Raw genomic sequence first — 20,872 nt, 5'->3', positions numbered from 1 at the left:
TCCTGGGCCGGGCGGGCCGCCTCGCTCAGTGCTCGCGGGAAGGGTCGGGCACGGACGCCGGGCTCGCCGCCTCCGCGCTCGTCCCGCGCCAGCGGGCCACGGAGCGCATGACGTGGAAGACGCCGAGCGCGGCAGCGGTACCGAGCGCGATGCCCTCGAACCGCATCTCCCCGGCCACCCACGTGTAGTTGGCGATCCCGACGATGAGCGCGATCGCGGCCGTCGTGAGGTTCACCGGGTCGGCGAAGTCGACCTTGTTCTGCACCCAGATGCGGGCGCCGAGGACGCCGATCATGCCGTAGAGCACGGTGGCCGCGCCGCCGAGGACGCCCGGGGGAACGGTGTTGATGAGCTCCCCGAACTTCGGGGAGAGGCTGAGCAGGAGCGCGACGCCGGCGGCCACGAAGTACGCGGCCGTCGAGTAGACACGGGTCGCGGCCATGACGCCGATGTTCTCCGCGTAGGTCGTCGTGCCCGAGCCGCCACCGGCGCCGGCGAGCGTCGTGGCGAGGCCGTCGGCGAACAGCGCGCGCCCGGTGACGTCGTCGAGGTTCTCCCCCGTCATCGCGGCCACCGACTTCACGTGACCGACGTTCTCGGCGATGAGGACGAAGACGACGGGCACGAACAGGCCCATGAGGGTGAGGTCGAAGGTGGGGGTGGTGAAGGTCGGCAGGCCGACCCACGCCGCCTCGCCGACGGGGGTGAAGTCCACCTCGCCGCGCACGACCGCGACGACGTAGCCGGCGAGAACACCGACGAGGATCGCGAGGCGGCCGAGGATGCCGCGGAACAGCACCGTCACGAGGACGACGACGGCGATCGTCACCAGCGCCGTCGGCGGCGCCTGGGAGACGTTGGACCACGCGCTCGGCGCGAGGTTGAACCCGATGAGCATGACGACCGTGCCGGTGACGATCGGCGGCATGACGACGTCGATCCACCGCGCACCCGCGAAGTGGACGACGAGGCCGATGACGGCGAGCAGCGCACCGGTGATGAGGATGCCGCCGAGCGCGGCGGGCATCCCGCCGACCTCCTGCGCGGCGGCGATCGGGGCGAGGAACGCGAAGCTCGACCCGAGGTAGCTCGGCACCCGGTTGCGGGTGATGAGCAGGAACAGGACCGTGCCGACCGCGGAGAAGAAGAGCGTGGTCGACGGCGGGAAGCCGGTGATGAGCGGGACGAGGAACGTCGCGCCGAACATCGCGACGACGTGCTGGGCGCCGATGCCGATGGTGCGCGGCCAGCTCAACCGTTCCTGGGGAGCGACCACCTCCCCCGGACCGACTCGAACGCCGTCGCCGTGGACCGTCCAGATCGCCATGTCTCTCCCATTCACCAGGTGTCTTGCCGCGGCGCAGGATATCCGCTCCACGGGCGGCAGCCTCGGGACGTCCGGCCGTGGGATCCTGGGCGGCGTGAGCGACGGCGGGTGGCAGGCACCGGGGCACGAGGGCGGCAACCGTCCCGAGCCCGAGCCGTACCAGTCCGCGCCCGCTGCGGGACAGTCCTCGGCCACGCCGTACGCCGCGCCCACACCGGCCTACACGCCCTTCCCCACGCCGGCGCCCGGGGCGCCGCTGGCGTTCGCGACGAGCGACCGGCACCGCGACCGGGTGCTCGGTGGCCAGGGGTACGAGACGCCCGCCTACCGCAACGACTCCTTCGCCGCCGCGTCGATGGTGCTCGGCGTCGTCGGGATCCTCGTCCCCGGCGTGTGCCTGCTCGCGATCGCCTGCGGCCACTACGCCCGGCACCGGCTGCGCCGCTCCTACGAGGGCGGGCGCGGGCTGGCCGTGGCGGGGATCGTGCTGGGGTACGCGACGACCGCCGTCTGGCTGGCGGTGGCCCTCCTGTACGTCAGCACCCGGGCGCTGCTCTGAACCACGGTGCCGCCCGCGTTAGGCTGCCGAGGTGAAGCCCTTCCTCCTCATCGCCACGCGTTCCGAGGACGCCGCAGCCGACTCCGAGTACGCCTCGATCCTCGACCTCGGCGGGCTGGAGGAGCGCGACCTGCACCGCCTCCGGCTGGAGACGACGCCGCTGCCGGACCTCGACCTCGACGCCTACTCGGGCATCATCGTCGGCGGCAGCCCGTTCACCAGCTCGGTGCCCACCGAGTTCAAGAGCGACACCCAGCTGCGCGTCGAGGCGGAGCTCGGCACGCTCCTCGACGAGGTGTGGGACCGCGACTTCCCGTTCTTCGGCGCGTGCTACGGCATCGGGACTCTCGCCCGGCACATCGGCGGGGTCATCGACGGCACCTACTCCGAGCCGATCAGCGCACCCCTCATCACCCTCACCGAGGCAGGCCAGGCCGACCCGCTCCTCGCCGGGGTTCCCGAGCAGTTCGAGGCGTTCGTCGGACACAAGGAGGCGTGCACGCACCTGCCCGACACGGCCGTCGTCCTCGCCTCCTCCGAGCAGTGCCCCGTGCAGATGTTCCGGGTGCGCACCAACCTCTACGGCACCCAGTTCCACCCCGAGCTCACCCTGGACGCGCTCGTCGAGCGGATGACGGTCTACCGGCACGCGGGCTACTTCCCGCCCGAGGACTTCGAGGAGGTCCGCCGGGCCGTCTCGGCCGCGGACGTCAGCCACGCCCGGCGGGTGCTGCGCAACTTCGTCGAGCGCTACGCGAGCTGACCGGCCGGGTCAGCGGCCCTCGGCGGGCAGCGACGCGAGCAGGGACCGCTCGGCCGCGCCGGCCTCGTGGGCGAGGTCCCACAGCACCGTGGACGCGGTGCCGGACGGCCCTGCGGCGTCGTCCGCCGGGCTGTGGCGGGCGAGCTCGGCCGTGACGAGGTCGACGTCCTCGCTCGTGAGCTCGGTGGCGTCGGCGAGGACGGTGAGGTTGCGCAGACGCGTGCGCAGCGTGTCGAGGTCGGCGAGCTGACGACTGTCGAGCCGGTCCCGGTCGGGGACGAGCTCGTCCTGCAGCCGCTCGGCGTCGCGGAGCACGGTGATGTCCTCCGGCCGCCGCGATGCCGTGCCGGTGGCCGAGGCCCGCAGGGCCGCGACGGTGGCCGCGGTGGCGGCCTCGACCCGCTCCCGCAGCGGCGGGGGTCGGAAACCGGGGATGACGACGTAGCCGAGGACCACCCCGAGGAGCACCGCGCACGCGGTGAGGCCGACGTACTGGAGGAGGAGGTTCACGGGGTCGAGGTCGCGGCTCACGGAGTTGAAGCCGACGCTGACGACGACCATGAACGCACTGCCCAGTGCCGGGCGGGTGACGACGTACCAGAGTCCTAGGCACAGGGAGACGGTGGCGACCATGACGAGGTAGTCGGACGGGACGAGCAGGAGGACGACCGCGACGGTGAGCGAGCCGGCGACGACGCCGACGATCTTGTTCCGCGTCTTGGCCGCGGTCTCGCTCCAGGTCGCCTGGAGGATGCTGAAGGTCGCGAGCAGCGCGGTGGACACGAGCGGGTCGCCGCGATCGAGCCGCGAGGTGACGAGCAGCATGAGGAGGACGGCGAGTGCCGTGCGGAACGCGTGCCGGACCTGGACGGAGCGCAGTCGCGCCGACGGGTGGAGCACCGCCTCCTTGAGCTGCTCGCCCCGGTCCCGGTCCAGGTGGACGGGGGTGGTGTCGCGCCCGTCGACCGCCTGCTCGACGGTGTCGAGGGCGCGGGCGGCGTCGGCGAGGGGACCGTCGGCGGGTTCCGCTGCCGGTGACCGTGCCGGGTCCGGGCTCGGGGTGTCCGCCTTGGCCCGGGCGGGCTTGGCCTTGATCCGCCCCGCGAGGTCCTCGGCCCGCGCACGGAGGGCGGCGACGGCGTCGGGGTCGGCCCGCCCCGACAGCTCCGCGGCGCGGACGGCGAGGCGGTAGCGTGAGCCGCCCTCGAGGGCGTCCGCGAGCCAGCGCTGTCTGCGGTCGGCGAGCCAGGTGCCGAACGCGCCCGCCGCCGCGGAAGCCGGGTCCTCGGCGACGAGAACCGCGGCGACCTGCTCGCGGGTGGGCTTGGACGGGTCGGAGATCCCCATGAGGACCCGCAGCACGAGCGCGACGACGACGCCCGCGACGGCGGCGGCGATGATCTGCTCGTGGTCCGCACCGCCCATGGGCGCATAGCCGTAGCCGAACATCGTCGTCATGCCGAGCCCCATGCCGGCGTTGGCGAAACGGGGACCGATGAGCGGGAGCAGACCCGCGACGAAGGTGAGAAGGACGACGAGGGCGATCGCCGCCGGGCGGGAGGATTCCGCGACCAGACGCGGCAGCGCCGCGGCGACAACGAGCAGCGGCCCCAGGATCAGGGCGACCCGAAGATCGGGCCACAGCGGGCCACCCAGGAACGCGACGAGGGAGAACATGCCGGTGAGGCCGCCGATGATGCCGGCCGCGCCGGCCCCCCAGGAGTCGGCGAGCAGCACCGAGGGCACGACGACGATGATCATGAGGACGATGAGCAACGGGCTGCCCCTGGGGCGCCGGGGCGCTGCCGTGTTCCCGGACTGCGCGGACGCTCCCCCACGCACGTGCGATGACGCGCTCATGTCAGCGACGGTAGAGGCGAAGTATGGAGGGCGCCACAGATCCCCGAGCTGCTCGAGCGCCGCGAAGCGCACTGACCTCGCCGCCGTCGACGGGGCGGCCACTTGGGTCCAGAAACACGTGTGGGCCGCAACCCAAGGGTTGCGGCCCACACGGTAATGGGTGTTCGGCGGCGTCCTACTCTCCCACGCAGTCTCCCACGCAGTACCATCGGCGCTGAAGGGCTTAGCTTCCGGGTTCGGAATGGGACCGGGCGTTTCCCCTTCGCTATGACCGCCGTAACTCTATGGAGATGTCACCCGTGTGTGGGTGGCTCCAGAACCGTACAGTGGACGCGTCATCACAAGACCTGATAGTTGTGGTGAAGTTGTCGGCCAATTAGTACCGGTCAGCTTCACACGTTGCCGTGCTTCCACATCCGGCCTATCAACCCAGTGTTCTGCTGGGGGCCTTCCCACCCGAGGGTGGTGGAAACCTCATCTTGAAGCAGGCTTCCCGCTTAGATGCTTTCAGCGGTTATCCCTTCCGAACGTAGCCAACCAGCCATGCTCCTGGCGGAACAACTGGCACACCAGAGGTTCGTCCGTCCCGGTCCTCTCGTACTAGGGACAGGTCTTCTCAAGTTTCCTGCGCGCGCAGCGGATAGGGACCGAACTGTCTCACGACGTTCTAAACCCAGCTCGCGTACCGCTTTAATGGGCGAACAGCCCAACCCTTGGGACCTACTCCAGCCCCAGGATGCGACGAGCCGACATCGAGGTGCCAAACCATGCCGTCGATATGGACTCTTGGGCAAGATCAGCCTGTTATCCCCGGGGTACCTTTTATCCGTTGAGCGACGGCGCTTCCACAAGCCACCGCCGGATCACTAGTTCCGACTTTCGTCCCTGCTCGACCTGTCAGTCTCACAGTCAAGCTCCCTTGTGCACTTACACTCGACACCTGATTGCCAACCAGGCTGAGGGAACCTTTGAGCGCCTCCGTTACATTTTGGGAGGCAACCGCCCCAGTTAAACTACCCACCAGGCACTGTCCCTGATCCGGATTACGGACCGAGGTTAGATGTTCAGAACGACCAGAGTGGTATTTCAACGATGACTCCACAACCACTGGCGTGGCTGCTTCACAGTCTCCCACCTATCCTACACAAGCCGTCCCGAACACCAATACCAAGCTATAGTAAAGGTCCCGGGGTCTTTCCGTCCTGCTGCGCGAAACGAGCATCTTTACTCGTAGTGCAATTTCGCCGAGTTCACGGTTGAGACAGCGGAGAAGTCGTTACGCCATTCGTGCAGGTCGGAACTTACCCGACAAGGAATTTCGCTACCTTAGGATGGTTATAGTTACCACCGCCGTTTACTGGGGCTTAAATTCTGAGCTTCGCCCCGAAGGGCTGACCCGTCCTCTTAACCTTCCAGCACCGGGCAGGCGTCAGTCCGTATACATCGTCTTGCGACTTCGCACGGACCTGTGTTTTTAGTAAACAGTCGCTTCTCCCTGGTCTCTGCGGCCCGAAAGGGCTAGCCAGCAAGTGGCTTCACCCCTCAGGCCCCCCTTCTCCCGAAGTTACGGGGGCATTTTGCCGAGTTCCTTAACCGTGATTTTCTCGATCGCCTTGGTATTCTCTACCTGACCACCTGAGTCGGTTTAGGGTACGGGCGGCTAACACCTCGCGTCGAGGCTTTTCTTGGCAGCATAGGATCACCCTGCTTCCCGCATTCGCGGTCACCATCAGGTCTGAGGCTGTATGAGGTCCGGATTTGCCTGGACCTCGCCCTGCTCCCTTGGACGTGCATAGCCATAAAACACGCGGTGGCTACCTGTCTGCGTCACCCCTGTTAATACGCTTACCTAATACCGGTTCGGGTTCCGCGCGCGGCCGGCCCCGGCCCCGAAGGGCACAAGGACGGCGTTGGGCGGTTAGCATCACCGGGCTCGGTATGGGCGGTGTTTCGCCGGTACGGGAATATCAACCCGTTGTCCATCGACTACGCCTGTCGGCCTCGCCTTAGGTCCCGACTTACCCAGGGCGGATTAACCTGGCCCTGGAACCCTTGGTCATTCGGCGGACGGGTTTCTCACCCGTCTTTCGCTACTCATGCCTGCATTCTCACTCGTGTGGGATCCACCACTGGGTCACCCCGCAGCTTCACCTCCCACACGACGCTCCCCTACCCACCAACACCCCTGAACACCCGCCCGTAGGCGAGAGCTGAGGAACATGTGTCAGTGCCACGGCTTCGGCGGTGTGCTTGAGCCCCGCTAAATTGTCGGCGCAGAATCACTTGACCAGTGAGCTATTACGCACTCTTTCAAGGGTGGCTGCTTCTAAGCCAACCTCCTGGTTGTCTGTGCAACTCCACATCCTTTCCCACTTAGCACACGCTTAGGGGCCTTAGCCGGTGGTCTGGGCTGTTTCCCTCTCGACGACGAAGCTTATCCCCCGCCGTCTCACTGCTGCGCTTACACTTACCGGCATTCGGAGTTTGGCTGACGTCAGTAACCTGTTGGGGCCCATCGGCCATCCAGTGCTCTACCTCCGGCAAGAAACACGCAACGCTGCACCTAAATGCATTTCGGGGAGAACCAGCTATCACGAAGTTTGATTGGCCTTTCACCCCTACCCACAGGTCATCCCCTCAGTTTTCAACCTAAGTGGGTTCGGTCCTCCACGCGGTCTTACCCGCGCTTCAACCTGCCCATGGGTAGATCACTTCGCTTCGGGTCTAGAGCATGCGACTCATTCGCCCTGTTCGGACTCGCTTTCGCTACGGCTTCCCCACACGGGTTAACCTCGCCACATACCACTAACTCGCAGGCTCATTCTTCAAAAGGCACGCCGTCACCCCAGCTACGGAGGCTCCGACGGATTGTAAGCATCCGGTTTCAGGTACTATTTCACTCCCCTCCCGGGGTACTTTTCACCTTTCCCTCACGGTACTTGTCCGCTATCGGTCACTAGGTAGTATTTAGGCTTAGCAAGTGGTCTTGCCAGATTCACACGGGATTTCACGGGCCCCGTGCTACTCGGGATCCCCACCGGGAGGCGCCACCATTTCGTCTACGGGGGTCTCACCCTCTGTGCCCGGCCTTCCCAGACCGTTCGACTATGACGACGCTTTCTCACTCCCTACCAGGCCGGCAGGCCTGGTTGGCGGGTCCCACGACCCCGGAGGTGCAACGACTGCCGTCTATCACACACCCCCGGTTTAGCCTCATCCGCTTTCGCTCGCCACTACTCACGGAATATCTCTTCCTGTGGGTACTGAGATGTTTCACTTCCCCACGTTCCCTCCACACGCCCTATACATTCAGGCGCGGGTAACCGGGCATGACCCCGGCTGGGTTTCCCCATTCGGACATCCTCGGATCACGGTTCGTTAGCCAACTCCCCGAGGCTTATCGCAGGCCACCACGTCCTTCTTCGGCTCCTAGTGCCAAGGCATCCACCGAATGCTCTTAATAACTTGACCACAAAAGATCAAAGATGCTCGCGTCCACTGTACAGTTCTCAAGCAACCCACCGACCAACCCCCACCCCACACCACAACGGGCACCAGGGGCGAGCAGAAGGCGGTCACGGTCGAGACAACAACCCCCACAACCAGCCGTACGGCCGGCGCGGGCGCCTGTTCCCTCAGGACCCAACAGCATGCCAAGCCTTCGATGTTCCACCCATGAGCAACCACCGGACACTCATTCGGCATCCGCGTGGCACCTGACACCCCCGTAGGCCCCGACGAAGCGGGCGAGGATGTGGTGAGCTCCTTAGAAAGGAGGTGATCCAGCCGCACCTTCCGGTACGGCTACCTTGTTACGACTTCGTCCTAATCGCCAGTCCCACCTTCGACGGCTCCCCCCACAAGGGTTGGGCCACCGGCTTCGGGTGTTACCGACTTTCATGACGTGACGGGCGGTGTGTACAAGGCCCGAGAACGTATTCACCGCAGCGTTGCTGATCTGCGATTACTAGCGACTCCGACTTCATGGGGTCGAGTTGCAGACCCCAATCCGAACTGAGACCGGCTTTTTGGGATTCGCTCCACCTCGCGGTATCGCAGCCCTTTGTACCGGCCATTGTAGCATGCGTGAAGCCCAAGACATAAGGGGCATGATGATTTGACGTCATCCCCACCTTCCTCCGAGTTGACCCCGGCAGTCTCCCATGAGTCCCCGGCATAACCCGCTGGCAACACAGGACAAGGGTTGCGCTCGTTGCGGGACTTAACCCAACATCTCACGACACGAGCTGACGACAACCATGCACCACCTGTACACCGACCTTACGGGGAGCACATCTCTGCACTTTTCCGGTGTATGTCAAGCCTTGGTAAGGTTCTTCGCGTTGCATCGAATTAATCCGCATGCTCCGCCGCTTGTGCGGGCCCCCGTCAATTCCTTTGAGTTTTAGCCTTGCGGCCGTACTCCCCAGGCGGGGCACTTAATGCGTTAGCTGCGGCACGGAACCCGTGGAATGGGTCCCACACCTAGTGCCCAACGTTTACGGCATGGACTACCAGGGTATCTAATCCTGTTCGCTCCCCATGCTTTCGCTCCTCAGCGTCAGTAACGGCCCAGAGACCTGCCTTCGCCATCGGTGTTCCTCCTGATATCTGCGCATTCCACCGCTACACCAGGAATTCCAGTCTCCCCTACCGCACTCTAGTCTGCCCGTACCCACTGCAGGCGCAAGGTTAAGCCTTGCGTTTTCACAGCAGACGCGACAAACCGCCTACGAGCTCTTTACGCCCAATAATTCCGGACAACGCTTGCGCCCTACGTATTACCGCGGCTGCTGGCACGTAGTTAGCCGGCGCTTCTTCTGCAGGTACCGTCACCCGAAGGCTTCTTCCCTACTGAAAGAGGTTTACAACCCGAAGGCCGTCATCCCTCACGCGGCGTCGCTGCATCAGGCTTTCGCCCATTGTGCAATATTCCCCACTGCTGCCTCCCGTAGGAGTCTGGGCCGTGTCTCAGTCCCAGTGTGGCCGGTCACCCTCTCAGGCCGGCTACCCGTCGTCGCCTTGGTAGGCCTTCACCCCACCAACAAGCTGATAGGCCGCGAGCCCATCCCTGACCAATAAATCTTTCCACACACACCCATGCGGGCACGCGTCATATCCGGTATTAGCCACGATTTCTCGTAGTTATCCCGAAGTCAGGGGCAGGTTACTCACGTGTTACTCACCCGTTCGCCACTAATCCACCCAGCAAGCTGGGCATCATCGTTCGACTTGCATGTGTTAAGCACGCCGCCAGCGTTCGTCCTGAGCCAGGATCAAACTCTCCGTAAATGTCTAGCGCCACCCCCGAAGGGGTAACAACCATACGAAGACACCCACCAACCACAAGAGCCGGCAGGCAATCCAGGCAAACCCACCCACGGAAAGGAAACCGCGAGCAGGCAACCAAACAAACAGACCCTCAAACACCCAGCCCCGAAAGACCAGGCACCATCAGATCTAAATGGCATCAAAAAACTTGGCACACTGTTGAGTTCTCAAGAAACAGACACACACCGCCGCGAACACGACCATCAGATCGCATCCCGGCCGGGGCTGGCCGTTCAACTTTACCCGCGGAGACTCCCACACACAACTTCAGTCGGTGTGATCCCCGCCTCCGGGTCCTCATGCGAACTCTGCGGCTCAGCCACAGTCGCTAGGATGAGGGCTGCCTCTCCCGGGACCGGCCACCGGGCCTCTCGGCCTCGTGTCCGTGCCTCCCTGGGGGGCAACGAGGTGAAACATTACGGCCTTCCCGCACCGACGTCAAACGGCGCGAGCACCCCCGCCGGCGACGTCGCCGAATCGTCTCTGACCTGCACGTTCACGACTCGCAGCCGGGCCGCCCACGGGGCCGCGGGCGGAAATCTGTTCGTGAGGCCTCGTTCACATCCGAGCGGTGCTCCGCCTGCGCCCCCCGGCACCGGGGGCCGTACTGGGCCCGCCCGCGCGGACGCCGGTCCGCGGCCACCCCGCCGGCTCCGTGGCCACTCGGTCGGCCGGCGATCTCCTTCGGCCTGCGGGCTGGGTCCATGTGCGGGCGGCTCCGCACGCGCACGGACGCGGAGCGGTCGTCGCCCGGGTCCGACGGCGGGGGCCGAGCGCTGGGCGCCAGTCGGTCGGGCCGGCTCCGCACCGCCGGCGTCTATAGGCGCCGACGTCTCCATCTGTGCGGGCCGGCGTGCTCGGTCGGCCGTGACGCCGCGGCCTGGACGACGACGTCGGCGTACCTCGGATGTGTCTCGTCGGGACGCCGCCCCGAGTGGCCACCGGTCCGCGCTCGGCTCGGCCGCTTCCCGTGGCGCGTCGTCTCCCCTTCTCCGCGGAGCGGCGAGACGGCAGCCGGGCTGCGGTCGACGACGCCGGCACTGCTCCTGCCGCATCCTCACGGAGCTCCAGGCGTCCGGGCCGGTACGACGAAGGGCCCCGGCCGCAGCATTCTGCGGGCGGGGCCCTTCGGGTGGCGGTAGCGGTGGGATTTGAACCCACGGTGGCTTGCACCACACAGCATTTCGAGTGCTGCACCTTCGGCCGCTCGGACACGCTACCTCGGCGACCGAGTGTACCGGCCGCCCTCTCCCGTACCCAAAACGATCCCGGAATCCGCGGTGTGGCGCTCACCTCAGGCCTGTCCCACCGGGGCGTCGCTGGTGGGCCGGGGTTAGCCTCGAGGGGTGCAGCACCGCCGTCCGATCATCGTCGCGCCGGGCGCCGAGACGGCCACGCCCGAGCCCGCGGACGTCCCGGCGACGCTCGCACCCGTCGTCGAGATCCTCTCCGCCGCGACGACGACGGCGGCCCTCACCGGCGCCGGCATCTCGACCGACTCGGGGGTGCCGGACTACCGCAGCCCGGGCTCCCCGCCGCGCCGTCCGATGACGCACCAGGAGTTCCTCGCCTCCGACGCCCAGCGGCGCCACTACTGGGCGCGCAACCACCTCGGCTGGCGCTTCCTGCGCGCCGCCCTGCCCAACGCCGGGCACCGGGCGCTCGCCCGACTCGAGCACACCGGCGTCGTCAACGGCGTCGTCACCCAGAACGTCGACCTGCTCCACCTGCGGGCCGGGTCGCACAACGTCATCCACCTCCACGGCCGCTACGACCGGGTCGTGTGCCTCCAGTGCGGGACGGTGATCTCGCGCGAGACCTACGACGCCGTCCTCACCGCGCTCAACCCGGGCTGGCGCGAGCGCCACATCGACGACGTCGAGCTGGCCCCCGACGCCGACGCCGCCCTCGAGAGCACCGCAGACTTCCGCATCGCCCCGTGCGCGCGCTGCGGCGGCGTCCTCACGCCCGACGTCGTCTTCTTCGGCGGCACGACGCCGCGCGCCCGCGTCGAGGCGGCGCGGGCGATCGTCGCGGAGGCCGAGGCGCTGCTCGTCGTCGGGTCCTCGCTCGCGGTGATGTCGGGGCTGCGGTTCGTGCGCCAGGCCGCGAAGGAGGGCAAGCCGGTGGTCATCATCAACCGCGGGCCCACCCGCGGGGACGCACTGGCCACGCTCAAGGTCGAGATGAGCACGACCCGCGCGCTCACCCACCTCACCGAGGTGCTCTGAGGCTCACCGGCGCGCGGCGAAGAAGTCACGCAGCAGCCGCGCGGAGCGCTCCTCCTCCACCCCGCCGACGACCTCGGCACGGTGGTTGAGCCGCGAGTCGCGCACGACGTCGCGCACCGACCCGCACGCCCCGGCCTTCGGGTCCCACGCGCCGAGCACCACCCGCTCCAGACGCGCGAGCACGATCGCGCCGGCGCACATCGTGCACGGCTCGAGGGTGACGACGAGCGTGCACCCCTCGAGGCGGCCCGAGCCCACCGCCGCGGCCGCGGCGCGGATGGCGAGCATCTCGGCGTGCGCCGTCGGGTCGTTGTCGACCTCGCAGCGGTTGTGCGCCGTCGCGAGCACGCGACCGGCGGGGTCGAGCACGACGGCACCGACGGGGACGTCACCGTCGCGCGCCGCGTGTTCCGCGAGCTCCAGGGCGGTGTCCATCGCCACGTTCCACACTGCCATGACCTCTATCCTGCCCGCGGCCACCCTCACCCGGTACGTTCTACCCATGCGCCTGCACGTCGCCGACCATCCGCTCATCGCCCACAAGCTCACCGTCCTGCGGGACGAGAGGACGGAGTCGCCGACCTTCCGGCTGCTCGTCGACGAGCTCGTCACCCTTCTCGCCTACGAGGCCACCCGCGAGGTGCGCACCACGCAGGTGGAGATCACGACGCCCGTCGCCGCCGCGACCGGGACCCACCTCGCCTCCCCGCGGCCGCTCGTCGTGCCGATCCTGCGCGCCGGCCTGGGCATGCTCGAGGGCATGACCCGCCTGCTGCCGACGGCCGAGGTGGGCTTCCTCGGGCTGCAGCGCGACCACCACACCCTCGAGGCGATCACCTACGCGAACCGGCTGCCGGACGACATCAGCGGCCGCCAGGTCTTCGTCCTCGACCCGATGCTCGCGACCGGCAACACCCTCGTGGCCGCCATCGAGTACCTCCTCGAGCGCGGGGCGCGCGACGTCACGGCGATCTGCCTGCTCGTCGCGCCGGAGGGCCTGCGCACCGTGGAGCAGACCGTCGGCAAGCGCGGTGAGGTCAAGATCGTCACCGCCGCCGTCGACGAGCGCCTCGACGAGAACGCCTACATCGTGCCGGGCCTCGGCGACGCCGGCGACCGCCTCTACGGCGTCGTCGACTGAGCCTGCCGCTTCCCACTCTGCGCCCGTTCCTGCGACTGCGCGCCCGCTCTGCCGGGCGCACGGTCGCGGGAGCGGGCGCACTGTCGTTCCCGCGCAGCTGCTCCTGTTACTGATGTTACGAATGTGACAGAAGTCCACTGCTGTGGCTACGCTGACGCCAACCAACCGGTCCGTCGGCCCTCCACCCTCCCGCCGCCGGGCCCCGGTGGTGGAGGGTGCGCGCCTACTGGCGCTGGAGGATCCTCGTGACACATCGACACCGGGCGGCAGGGCGCCGCTCACGTCGCGTCCTCGCACGTCTGGGCACGGTAGCCACCGCCGTGACGCTCGGGGCGACGGTCCTCGCGAGCACGGTGACCGCTGCCCCGACGCTCCCCGGCTGGCTGCTCCTGCCCCTCGAGGCCAGCGGCATGCCCGCCCACCTCACCACCCCGCTGACCGTCACCGCCCCGCCCGAGCGCGCCGAGGTCATGATCGACCTGGCCGACTACGTGGCCGCGCAGGAGACGACCAAGGCCCCGGTGGCGCCGCTCGTCGCGCCCGAGCCGCCGATCGAGAAGGTGGAGCCGGCCCCGCTCGTCGCGGAGCCCGCACCGGTCACCACGCCGGAGGGCGAGACGCCCGTCCTCGTACCCGACGACGCCGAGGCGACGGTCCCGCAGGTGGAGGAGACGACCGAGCCGGTCCCGGCGCCGGACCCCGAGCCGGAGCAGCTCCCCGCCGTCGTCCCCTCGCCGGAGCCGGAGCCTTCGCCGGAACCGGAGCCCGAGCCCGAGCCCGTGCCGAGCGAGCCGGCGCCGCAGCCCTCGCAGGCCCCGGAGCCCGAGCCGGCGCCGAGCACCTCCCCCGAGCCGGAGACCACGCCGATACCTGCGCCCACCACGCCGGCTCCGGCCCCCGAGCCCTCGCCGTCGCCGTCGCCCACCCCGTCTCCGAGCCCGACGCCGTCGCCCACGCCGACGCCGACGCCGACGCCCGAGCCGACGCCCGAGCCGCAGCCGGCAGGGGACGCCGCGACTGCTCGCAGCACCCTGCTCGGGCTCGTCAACGCCCACCGCGCCAACCACGGCCTGCCGCCGCTGCAGTACGACGGCCACCTGCAGAACGTCGCCCAGAACTGGGCGAACCGGCTGCGCACGATCGACGCCGTCCAGCACAACCCGTACTACCGCAGCCAGGTCGGCTGCTTCGGCGGCACGTGGGGCGGGTGCAGCGAGCTCATCATCCGCAACACCGGCGGCGCGCAGATGAACTTCGGCTCGCTGCTGCGCTGGATGCACGCCTGGTGGGTCGACTCCGCGACCCACAACCAGGCGATGCTCGACCCGCGGTACACCCACGTGGGCTACGGGTTCGTGTGGAGCGAGTCGGGCACGCCCTACGCGGTGGCGGTGCTCGCGCAGCGGTACTGACGCGCGGCGCTGTTGAGGCTCAGCGCACGCGGAAGCCCTGCTCCCCCTCGGGCTCCGTGACGCGCACGGAGACGTCGTCCACGCGCGCCGCGGGCGGGCCGGTGCGCAGCCAGCGCAGCACCCGGTCGACGGCGTCGTCCTCCCCTTCGAGGACCGCCTCGACCCGACCGTCGGGCAGGTTGCGCACCCAGCCGGCGACGCCCGCGCGCTGGGCCTCGGTCGCGCACGACCAGCGCATCCCCACGCCCTGCACCCGCCCGGTCACCGTCACGTGGCAGCGCCGCATCCCTGCTCCTTCCGTCACGGGCGAGCCTGCCACCTCCTTGCGCTCGTGTCCCGGCCGTGTCCGGCCGGTCCGCTTGCCAGGATGTGCCCATGCCCGACGACGCCGTCCACCTCGCTGCCCCCGTCCCCGACGTCCTCGGGGAGCCGTGGGTCCAGCGCCGTATGACGCTGCGGCCCTCCGCGGACTACGACGGGCACGCCGAGGCGGTGCTCGTCCACCAGCGGGAGCCGGTCAACCGCCGTGCCGTGCTCTACCTCCACGGGTTCACCGACTACTTCTTCCAGGCCGCCCACGCCGAGCGTTGGGTCGCGGCCGGGTTCGACTTCTACGCCCTCGACCTGCGCACGAACGGTCGCGCCGTCGGCGAGCGGACGCGGTCCGGGGACGTGCGGGACCTGCGCCACCACGACGAGGAGATCGACGCCGCCCTGCGCGCGATCCGGGCCGACGGCCACGACCAGGTCGTGCTGCTCGGGCACTCGACCGGTGGGCTCGTCGCCGTCGGCTGGGCCGACCGGCACCCGGGCGAGGTGGACGCGATCGTGCTCAACAGCCCGTGGTTCGACCACAACGGTCCCTGGGTCGAGCGCGTCGTCCTCACCCTGCTCGTGCGGCTGCTCGCCCGGTGGCTGCCGAGCGTCGTCGTCGGGCACCTGCGCGAGCACTACGGGCGCCACCTGCACGCCTCGACCGGCGGAGCGTGGGATTACGACCTCGCGTGGAAGGCGTTCGCCGGGTTCCCGATGCGTGCCGGGACGTTCGCGAGCGTGCGCCGGGAGCAGGCGCGGCTCGCGCGGGGACTCGCGGTCGACGTGCCCGTGCTGCTGTGCTGCTCGACGCGCTCCGGCTCCCCCAGCGACCCGACCCCGGAGGAGCTGCGCGGGACGGACTGCGTCCTGGACGTGCGGCACATGGTGGCCCGCGCGCCGCTCGTCGGGCCCGATGTCACGGTCGTGCAGGTCGAGGGCGGGATCCACGACCTCGCCCTGACCGACGCACCGGCGCGTGAGGAGTACGAGCGGGCGGCCATCGAGTGGGCGACGGCGCGGCTTTCGAGGGGTCCTGCTCGGCCCTGATCCCGATGTCAGTGGCACCTCCTATGGTTGGAACACGCGTTCGAACCAGGGAGGTGAGCACCGGTGGTCACGACGACCCCGCTCGGCCCACGCCCCCTGGCCGACCAGGTGGGCGTGAGCGTCGCCGCCCTGCGCGCCGGCGCTCCGGGTGAGGGCGCCGGAGGCTGGACGGGCGAGGAACGCGAGGCGGTCGTCGCCGAGCTCGACGCCGCGATCCGTGACCTCACCGTCTACCGGGGCCAGGTGTTGCTCGCACACCGGCAGGACGGTCGCTGGGGCACGGTGACCGACCGCCACTTCGCCGACTACCGTTCGCGGTCCACGGGGATCGGCCGCGGCGCCGCGGTCGGGGACCTGCAGCTGGCCGAAGGGCTCGAGGCGATGCCCGCCGTCGCCGGAGCCGTCGAGAGCGGGGACCTCACGCTGGAGCACGCGAGGACGCTCACCCGTCTTCAGCGTGGCGCGTCGCCGGCGGTCCGCGGGGCGCTCACGGAGGGCGGGCTGGACGGCCTGCTCGAGCGCGCGGCACGCGAGCGACTCTCCGCGCCCGACCTGGGCCGGGCGGCGAAGGCGTGGGCGGCCACCGTCGACGCCGCGGCCGCCCAGGCCGAGTTCGAGTCCGTGCGGCGGCGCCGCACGCTCACCCTCCGCAGGCAGGCCGGCGGGGTCGCCGGGGAGTTCTTCCTCGACCCGGTCGCCGGTGAGGAGCTGCGCATCGCGCTCGAGGCCGTGGCCGGGCGGCCGGCGGCGGCCGAGGAGCGCACCCGCGAGCAGCGCATGGCCGACGCCCTCACGACGATGGCGGGCCGGGTGCTCCAGGTCGGCGCCGACCGCGCGGGAGCGCAGGTGCGACCTCATCTCGCGCTGCTCGTCTCGGAGCAGACGTGGGTCGGCATCCGCCGACGTCGTCGGGCCACCCACCCCACCGGGCCGACCACGCCCTGGCCGGACGTCCCTGCCGGGCAGCTGGAGGACGGCACGCCCGTGCCCGTCGGGGAGCTCGAGCGACTCATGTGCGACTGCGAGACCACCCGCGCGGTCATGAGCGCCGCCGGGGTGCCGCTGGACGTCGGACGCACCCAGCGCCACCACACGAAAGAGCTGCGTCGCGCGGTGCTCACCCGCGACCGGCACTGCCAGTGGCCGGCCTGCACCAGCGGGCGTCGTGGTGCGAGGTCCACCACCTCACGTGGTGGTCCCGCGGGGGCACCACCACCCTCGTCGACGGCATCACGCTGTGCTCCTACCACCACCACCGCGTGCACGAGACGGACGCCGTCATCACCCCGCTGGCCGACGGCTTCGACTTCCACCACCGCTCCGGAGCGCACATCGGCACCACCCGGCGCGGCGACGGAGGTGTGCTCGCCCCGGACCCCGAAGCCGCCCGGCAGGCCGTCGCGGCCGTGCGTGAGGGTGATCCTCGACCCGGCGGAGCTGAACCGGCCGGCGGGAGAGGGGACAGCTGCGTCCGCACCCGGGGAGGGCGGGATCCCGGCGCCGCCGAGAGGACCTCTGGTCGCGGAGCCTCACCACCACTGGTCAGCTCCGGGTCACCGCCGTCGGTCGCCGGATCGGCGCGGCGTCCTGGAGTCGCCGGCACGGCGCAGCTCCCTGGAGGCGCCGGATCGGCGCAGCTCCCGGTGAGAGTCGCCGACAAGACAGGACGCCCTCCGAGAACCGCCGACACGGCACAGCGCCCGGCGAGAGCCGCTGGCACGACGCAGCGCACGGCGAGAGCCGCCGGCACGGCACAGCGCCCGGCGAGAACCGCCGGCACGACGCAACACACGGGGGACGTACTGGCCAGACCGCCACCACCGGGCCCGACCGAGAAGTCCAGGCGCACCGCCACCGCCGGCCGGGGCGCGCCCGAGCCGAGTCACCCCTCGAGCTACGCCACCGCGCCCACGCTGTGGGGGCCGGACCCGCCCTTCTGACCCCTCGACCCGGCGCTCCGTCAGGGACGGGGCGCCGGGTGCGGGCGGTGTGCGGCCCGCGGGTGCGGGGCGCATGGGTGTGCGGCGCACGGGTGCGGGTATGAACGCAGGTCGCGAGGTTCGGTCAGCGCGACGTGCCGGTGCGCGGCTCCTCGGTCTCCCTCGCCTCGCACCCGGCGCCGACCGACGGTGCGGTCTGCCGGACCGGACGGCAGATCCCCCGGTCGGTGACGCGGGGTCGCACGTGGGCACGGGAGTCGTCGCGCGGCGCGTCGGTGGCTCGCGGACCAGCGCCGGCACCGGACTCCCCGCGCTCCTGGACGGCGGCGTCGTCGTTCGGCTCGTCGACAGCGGGGCCGACCGGGGTGACGGCCTCGTCGGCGACGTTCACCGTGGCGGGCCCGGCCGGGATGCTCGCGCTCTCCACGGCGCGCTTGACCTCGAGGTCGACGGTGTCGCGCAGCGTCGACCCGCGCATGAGGCCCGCGGCCACCAGCGCCACGACCGAGCAGACCGCCATGATGAGGAAGATGAGACCCATGCCGTCGCCGTAGCCACTGCGCACGATCTCCTGGAGTGGCGCGGGCAGCGCGCCGATGTCGAGGTCCCCGGTCCCGCTCGCGGCACCGGACTCGTAGCCGGCGGCGGTGAGGCGGCTGACGAGCAGCGAGCCGATGTGCGCGGTGAGGATCGCACCGAGCACCTGGACGCCGATCGCACCACCGAGCGACCGGAAGAACGCGACGGCCGAGCTCGCGGCCCCCATGTCCTTGAGGGGCACCGTGTTCTGGACCGCGAGCACGAGGTTCTGCATCGAGGCACCCTGACCGATGCCCATGAGCGCGAGGTAGGCACCGACGAGCCACAGCGGCGTGGACGCCCCGACCGTCGCCATGAGGCCCACACCCAGCGCCTGCACCGAGAGCCCCGCGATGACGTAGCGCTTCCACGTCCCCCTCCGGCTCACCAGCCGCCCGGCGATCGTCGAGGAGAGGAACACGCCGAGCATCATCGGCACCATGAGCAGCCCGGCCGCGGCAGGGCCGTAACCGCGCCCGATCTGGAAGTACTGGCCGAGGAACACCGGCGCGGCGAACATGATGACGCCGACCGAGAAGCTCGCGACGATGCTCAGCGCCGTCGTCCGCTCGGTGAGGATCCACATCGGCACGACCGGCTCCGCCGCACGCCGCTCGACGAGGACGAACACGACCGTACCGAGCACCGCTCCGCCGATCATCGCCGCGCTCGTCCACGACACCCACTCGAAGTACGTGCCGGCGAAGGAGAGCCACAGCAGCAGGAGGGTGACCGACAGGACGATGAGCGCCGAGCCGGCGTAGTCGACCTTCGGCTTGCGCCGGGTGCTCGGCGGCACGACCAGGCGCCGGTGCAGCACCCAGATCGCGATGAGCGAGAACGGGATGGCGCTCCAGTACGTCCAGCGCCAGCCGAGCCACGGGGTGTCGACGATGACCCCACCGATGAGCGGCCCGGACACGGTCGCCACGGCCATGACCGCGCCCATGTAGCCGTTGTACCGGCCGCGCTCCCGCGGGGAGATGATCGAGGCGATCGTCACCTGGACGAGCGCCATCTGCGCGCCCATCCCCACGCCCTGGACCACCCGGAACGCGATGAGCATGTTCGGGTCCTGCGCCATCCCGGCGAGCAGCGAGCCCACGCTGAACAGCCCGATCGCCATGAGGAGGAGCTTCTTCTTGTCGAAGAGGTCGGCGAGCTTGCCGAAGATCGGGGTGCTCGCCGTCGAGGCGAGCAGGGCCGCGGTGACGATCCACGTGTACTGCAGCTGGGAGCCACCGAGGTCGGCGATGATCACCGGCAGCGCGTTGCCGACGATCGTGCCCGAGAGCATGGCGACGAACAGCGCGAGGAGCAGGCCGGTCAGGACCTTCATGACCTCGCGGTGCTTGGTCTCCTCGGCCGGGCCCCGGCGGCTGCCGCCGAGCCTCCCGCGGCGGGACGGACGCGCCATCAGCGGCCCACCTCCTGTGCCGCGTCGAGGAACCGGGAGACCGTCCCGAGCGTCGCGTTGAGGTCGGCGACCTCGTCCTCGTCCCACCCGGCGAGCGCCTCCTGCAGATGACGACGGCGCAGCCGCCGCACCTCGGCGAGCGTCTCCTCACCGCGCTGCGTCAGGCGGATGAGGGTGGCACGCCCGTCGGCCGGGTCGGGCCTCCGCTCGACGTTGCCGCTCTGCTCGAGCTGGCTCACGTGCCGGCTGATCACCGACGGGTCGACGAGCAGCTCCTCGGCGAGGTCGCTCATCCGCGACTCCCCGAGTCGTGCGGCGACGGCGAGCACGGTCACCTGGGCGGCCGGCAGACCGGACTCCCGGTAGACCCGCAGGGTGAGGTTGCGGTGGCGGCGGGCGACGTCGGCGAGGGCGTCGATGAGGCCCTCGAGAGCGTCGGTCGGAGCAGAGGTCACGATGCCCGATTCTAACTGTTACATGCTGCATGCATCTATCTGCGGACGGGGTGACCTCCGTCTCCGGACCGGGGCGCCGGGCCCGGTCAGTGGTCGCGCAGCGCCGTGACGAGCTCGTCCTTCGTCATGCTCGACCGGCCCTCGATGTCGAGCTCGCGGGCACGCCGGCGGAGCTCCTCGACGGTCCAGTCCTCGTAGGACCCGGACCTGCCACCCTTCGCGCCCACCTCCCCGCGCGAGCGGTTCGCGGCGGCGTTGGCGATCCGCGCCGACTTCTCCTTGGAGTTCCCCTCCTCCCGCAGCGCCTCGTAGAGCTCCTCGTCCTTGACGCTCGGGCCGGGGTCCTGCTTCGCGGGCATGGTCGCCTCCTTCTCCTCGGGACAAACAGGATCGGCCGGGGCACGGGCGATCGCATCCGCTGTGTCCACCCGCGGGTGGACCCGCAGCCTCCACCCGGGAGTGGATGCCGCCGTCCTGCGGTCAGCCTGCTACCCG

At 69.6% G+C, this 20,872-nt stretch carries 14 protein-coding genes, 1 tRNA gene and 3 rRNA genes; 7 read left to right on the top strand and 11 right to left on the bottom strand.

Annotated elements, in window-relative coordinates; genetic code table 11:
• Window positions 1-25: 25 nt before the first annotated feature.
• Complete coding sequence (locus FE251_RS00835) at window positions 26-1,327, bottom strand: uracil-xanthine permease family protein (RefSeq protein ID WP_139072728.1); 1,302 nt, start codon at window positions 1,325-1,327, stop codon at window positions 26-28.
• Here FE251_RS00835 and FE251_RS00830 point away from each other — a divergent pair.
• Window positions 1,326-1,886 (top strand): DUF4190 domain-containing protein, encoded by a 561-nt coding sequence (locus FE251_RS00830; protein WP_168202604.1) that lies wholly within the window; start codon window positions 1,326-1,328, stop codon window positions 1,884-1,886. The two genes, FE251_RS00835 and FE251_RS00830, sit on opposite strands and share 2 nt — an antisense overlap.
• A 31-nt stretch (window positions 1,887-1,917) precedes the next feature.
• Window positions 1,918-2,649 (top strand): glutamine amidotransferase, encoded by a 732-nt coding sequence (locus FE251_RS00825; RefSeq protein WP_139072726.1) that lies wholly within the window; start codon window positions 1,918-1,920, stop codon window positions 2,647-2,649.
• Window positions 2,650-2,658: 9 nt separating this feature from the next.
• Here the strand turns inward: FE251_RS00825 and FE251_RS00820 are convergent, their stop codons facing one another.
• The 5 genes from FE251_RS00820 to FE251_RS00800 form a co-directional block, all read right to left on the bottom strand.
• Window positions 2,659-4,509: an FUSC family protein gene (locus tag FE251_RS00820; RefSeq protein ID WP_139947421.1), complete on the bottom strand. Its 1,851-nt coding sequence runs from the start codon at window positions 4,507-4,509 to the stop codon at window positions 2,659-2,661.
• Between the two features lie 162 nt (window positions 4,510-4,671).
• Window positions 4,672-4,788: ribosomal RNA gene (gene rrf, locus FE251_RS00815) — 5S ribosomal RNA — on the bottom strand.
• Between the two features lie 77 nt (window positions 4,789-4,865).
• Window positions 4,866-7,980, bottom strand: a 23S ribosomal RNA gene (locus FE251_RS00810).
• A gap of 299 nt (window positions 7,981-8,279) precedes the next feature.
• A 16S ribosomal RNA gene (locus tag FE251_RS00805) occupies window positions 8,280-9,801 on the bottom strand.
• The 16S, 23S and 5S rRNA genes sit together here, the layout of an rRNA operon.
• A gap of 1,172 nt (window positions 9,802-10,973) precedes the next feature.
• Window positions 10,974-11,061: transfer RNA gene (locus FE251_RS00800), tRNA-Ser, on the bottom strand.
• 125 nt (window positions 11,062-11,186) lie between these two features.
• Here FE251_RS00800 and FE251_RS00795 point away from each other — a divergent pair.
• Window positions 11,187-12,071 (top strand): NAD-dependent protein deacetylase, encoded by an 885-nt coding sequence (locus FE251_RS00795; RefSeq protein WP_269144720.1) that lies wholly within the window; start codon window positions 11,187-11,189, stop codon window positions 12,069-12,071.
• A 3-nt stretch (window positions 12,072-12,074) separates the two neighbouring features.
• On the opposite strand, the gene FE251_RS00790 is transcribed toward FE251_RS00795, so the two are convergent.
• On the bottom strand, window positions 12,075-12,527 hold the full coding sequence (locus FE251_RS00790) for a nucleoside deaminase (RefSeq protein WP_139947420.1): 453 nt from the start codon (window positions 12,525-12,527) through the stop codon (window positions 12,075-12,077).
• A 46-nt stretch (window positions 12,528-12,573) separates the two neighbouring features.
• Here FE251_RS00790 and upp point away from each other — a divergent pair, with 46 nt between their 5' ends.
• Window positions 12,574-13,212, top strand: coding sequence for a uracil phosphoribosyltransferase (gene upp / locus FE251_RS00785; RefSeq protein ID WP_139072504.1), 639 nt, complete (start codon window positions 12,574-12,576; stop codon window positions 13,210-13,212).
• 320 nt (window positions 13,213-13,532) lie between these two features.
• Complete coding sequence (locus tag FE251_RS00780; protein WP_139947418.1) at window positions 13,533-14,624, top strand: CAP domain-containing protein; 1,092 nt, start codon at window positions 13,533-13,535, stop codon at window positions 14,622-14,624.
• Window positions 14,625-14,643: 19 nt separating this feature from the next.
• Here the strand turns inward: FE251_RS00780 and FE251_RS00775 are convergent, their stop codons facing one another.
• Complete coding sequence (locus FE251_RS00775; RefSeq protein WP_139072450.1) at window positions 14,644-14,910, bottom strand: acylphosphatase; 267 nt, start codon at window positions 14,908-14,910, stop codon at window positions 14,644-14,646.
• Window positions 14,911-14,999: 89 nt separating this feature from the next.
• Between FE251_RS00775 and FE251_RS00770 the strand changes: the two genes are divergently transcribed.
• Entirely contained in the window at window positions 15,000-15,986 is a 987-nt protein-coding gene (locus tag FE251_RS00770) for an alpha/beta hydrolase (RefSeq protein WP_139947416.1), read from the top strand.
• Between the two features lie 63 nt (window positions 15,987-16,049).
• On the top strand, window positions 16,050-17,633 hold the full coding sequence (locus FE251_RS00765) for a DUF222 domain-containing protein (protein ID WP_139947414.1): 1,584 nt from the start codon (window positions 16,050-16,052) through the stop codon (window positions 17,631-17,633).
• Window positions 17,634-18,050: 417 nt separating this feature from the next.
• On the opposite strand, the gene FE251_RS00760 is transcribed toward FE251_RS00765, so the two are convergent.
• The 3 genes from FE251_RS00760 to FE251_RS00750 all read right to left on the bottom strand — a co-directional run bounded on the left by FE251_RS00760 (window position 18,051) and on the right by FE251_RS00750 (window position 20,736).
• Window positions 18,051-19,922, bottom strand: a complete 1,872-nt coding sequence (locus FE251_RS00760) for an MDR family MFS transporter (RefSeq protein WP_139947413.1) — start codon at window positions 19,920-19,922, stop codon at window positions 18,051-18,053.
• Entirely contained in the window at window positions 19,922-20,377 is a 456-nt protein-coding gene (locus FE251_RS00755; RefSeq protein WP_218013659.1) for a MarR family winged helix-turn-helix transcriptional regulator, read from the bottom strand. Before FE251_RS00755 ends, FE251_RS00760 begins: the two co-directional genes overlap by 1 nt.
• Before the next feature lie 86 nt (window positions 20,378-20,463).
• Window positions 20,464-20,736, bottom strand: coding sequence for a DUF7218 family protein (locus FE251_RS00750; RefSeq protein WP_139947411.1), 273 nt, complete (start codon window positions 20,734-20,736; stop codon window positions 20,464-20,466).
• Window positions 20,737-20,872: the final 136 nt, after the last annotated feature.

This window comes from Georgenia wutianyii (assembly GCF_006349365.1).
Classification (GTDB): Bacteria; Actinomycetota; Actinomycetes; order Actinomycetales; family Actinomycetaceae; genus Oceanitalea; species Oceanitalea wutianyii.
The sequence above is the reverse complement of the archived record's forward strand: the minus strand, read 5'-3'. Positions and strand labels throughout refer to the sequence as shown.

Bases quoted from the DNA above. Each gene is read 5' to 3' on its own strand.
- upp (WP_139072504.1), top strand. From the start codon at position 12,574: ATGCGCCTGCACGTCGCCGACCATCCGCTCATCGCCCACAAGCTCACC.
- FE251_RS00770 (WP_139947416.1), top strand. From the start codon at position 15,000: ATGCCCGACGACGCCGTCCACCTCGCTGCCCCCGTCCCCGACGTCCTC.
- FE251_RS00750 (WP_139947411.1), bottom strand. From the start codon at position 20,736: ATGCCCGCGAAGCAGGACCCCGGCCCGAGCGTCAAGGACGAGGAGCTC.
- FE251_RS00820 (WP_139947421.1), bottom strand. From the start codon at position 4,509: ATGAGCGCGTCATCGCACGTGCGTGGGGGAGCGTCCGCGCAGTCCGGG.
- FE251_RS00830 (WP_168202604.1), top strand. From the start codon at position 1,326: ATGTCTCTCCCATTCACCAGGTGTCTTGCCGCGGCGCAGGATATCCGC.
- FE251_RS00760 (WP_139947413.1), bottom strand. From the start codon at position 19,922: ATGGCGCGTCCGTCCCGCCGCGGGAGGCTCGGCGGCAGCCGCCGGGGC.
- FE251_RS00790 (WP_139947420.1), bottom strand. From the start codon at position 12,527: ATGGCAGTGTGGAACGTGGCGATGGACACCGCCCTGGAGCTCGCGGAA.
- FE251_RS00835 (WP_139072728.1), bottom strand. From the start codon at position 1,327: ATGGCGATCTGGACGGTCCACGGCGACGGCGTTCGAGTCGGTCCGGGG.
- FE251_RS00775 (WP_139072450.1), bottom strand. From the start codon at position 14,910: ATGCGGCGCTGCCACGTGACGGTGACCGGGCGGGTGCAGGGCGTGGGG.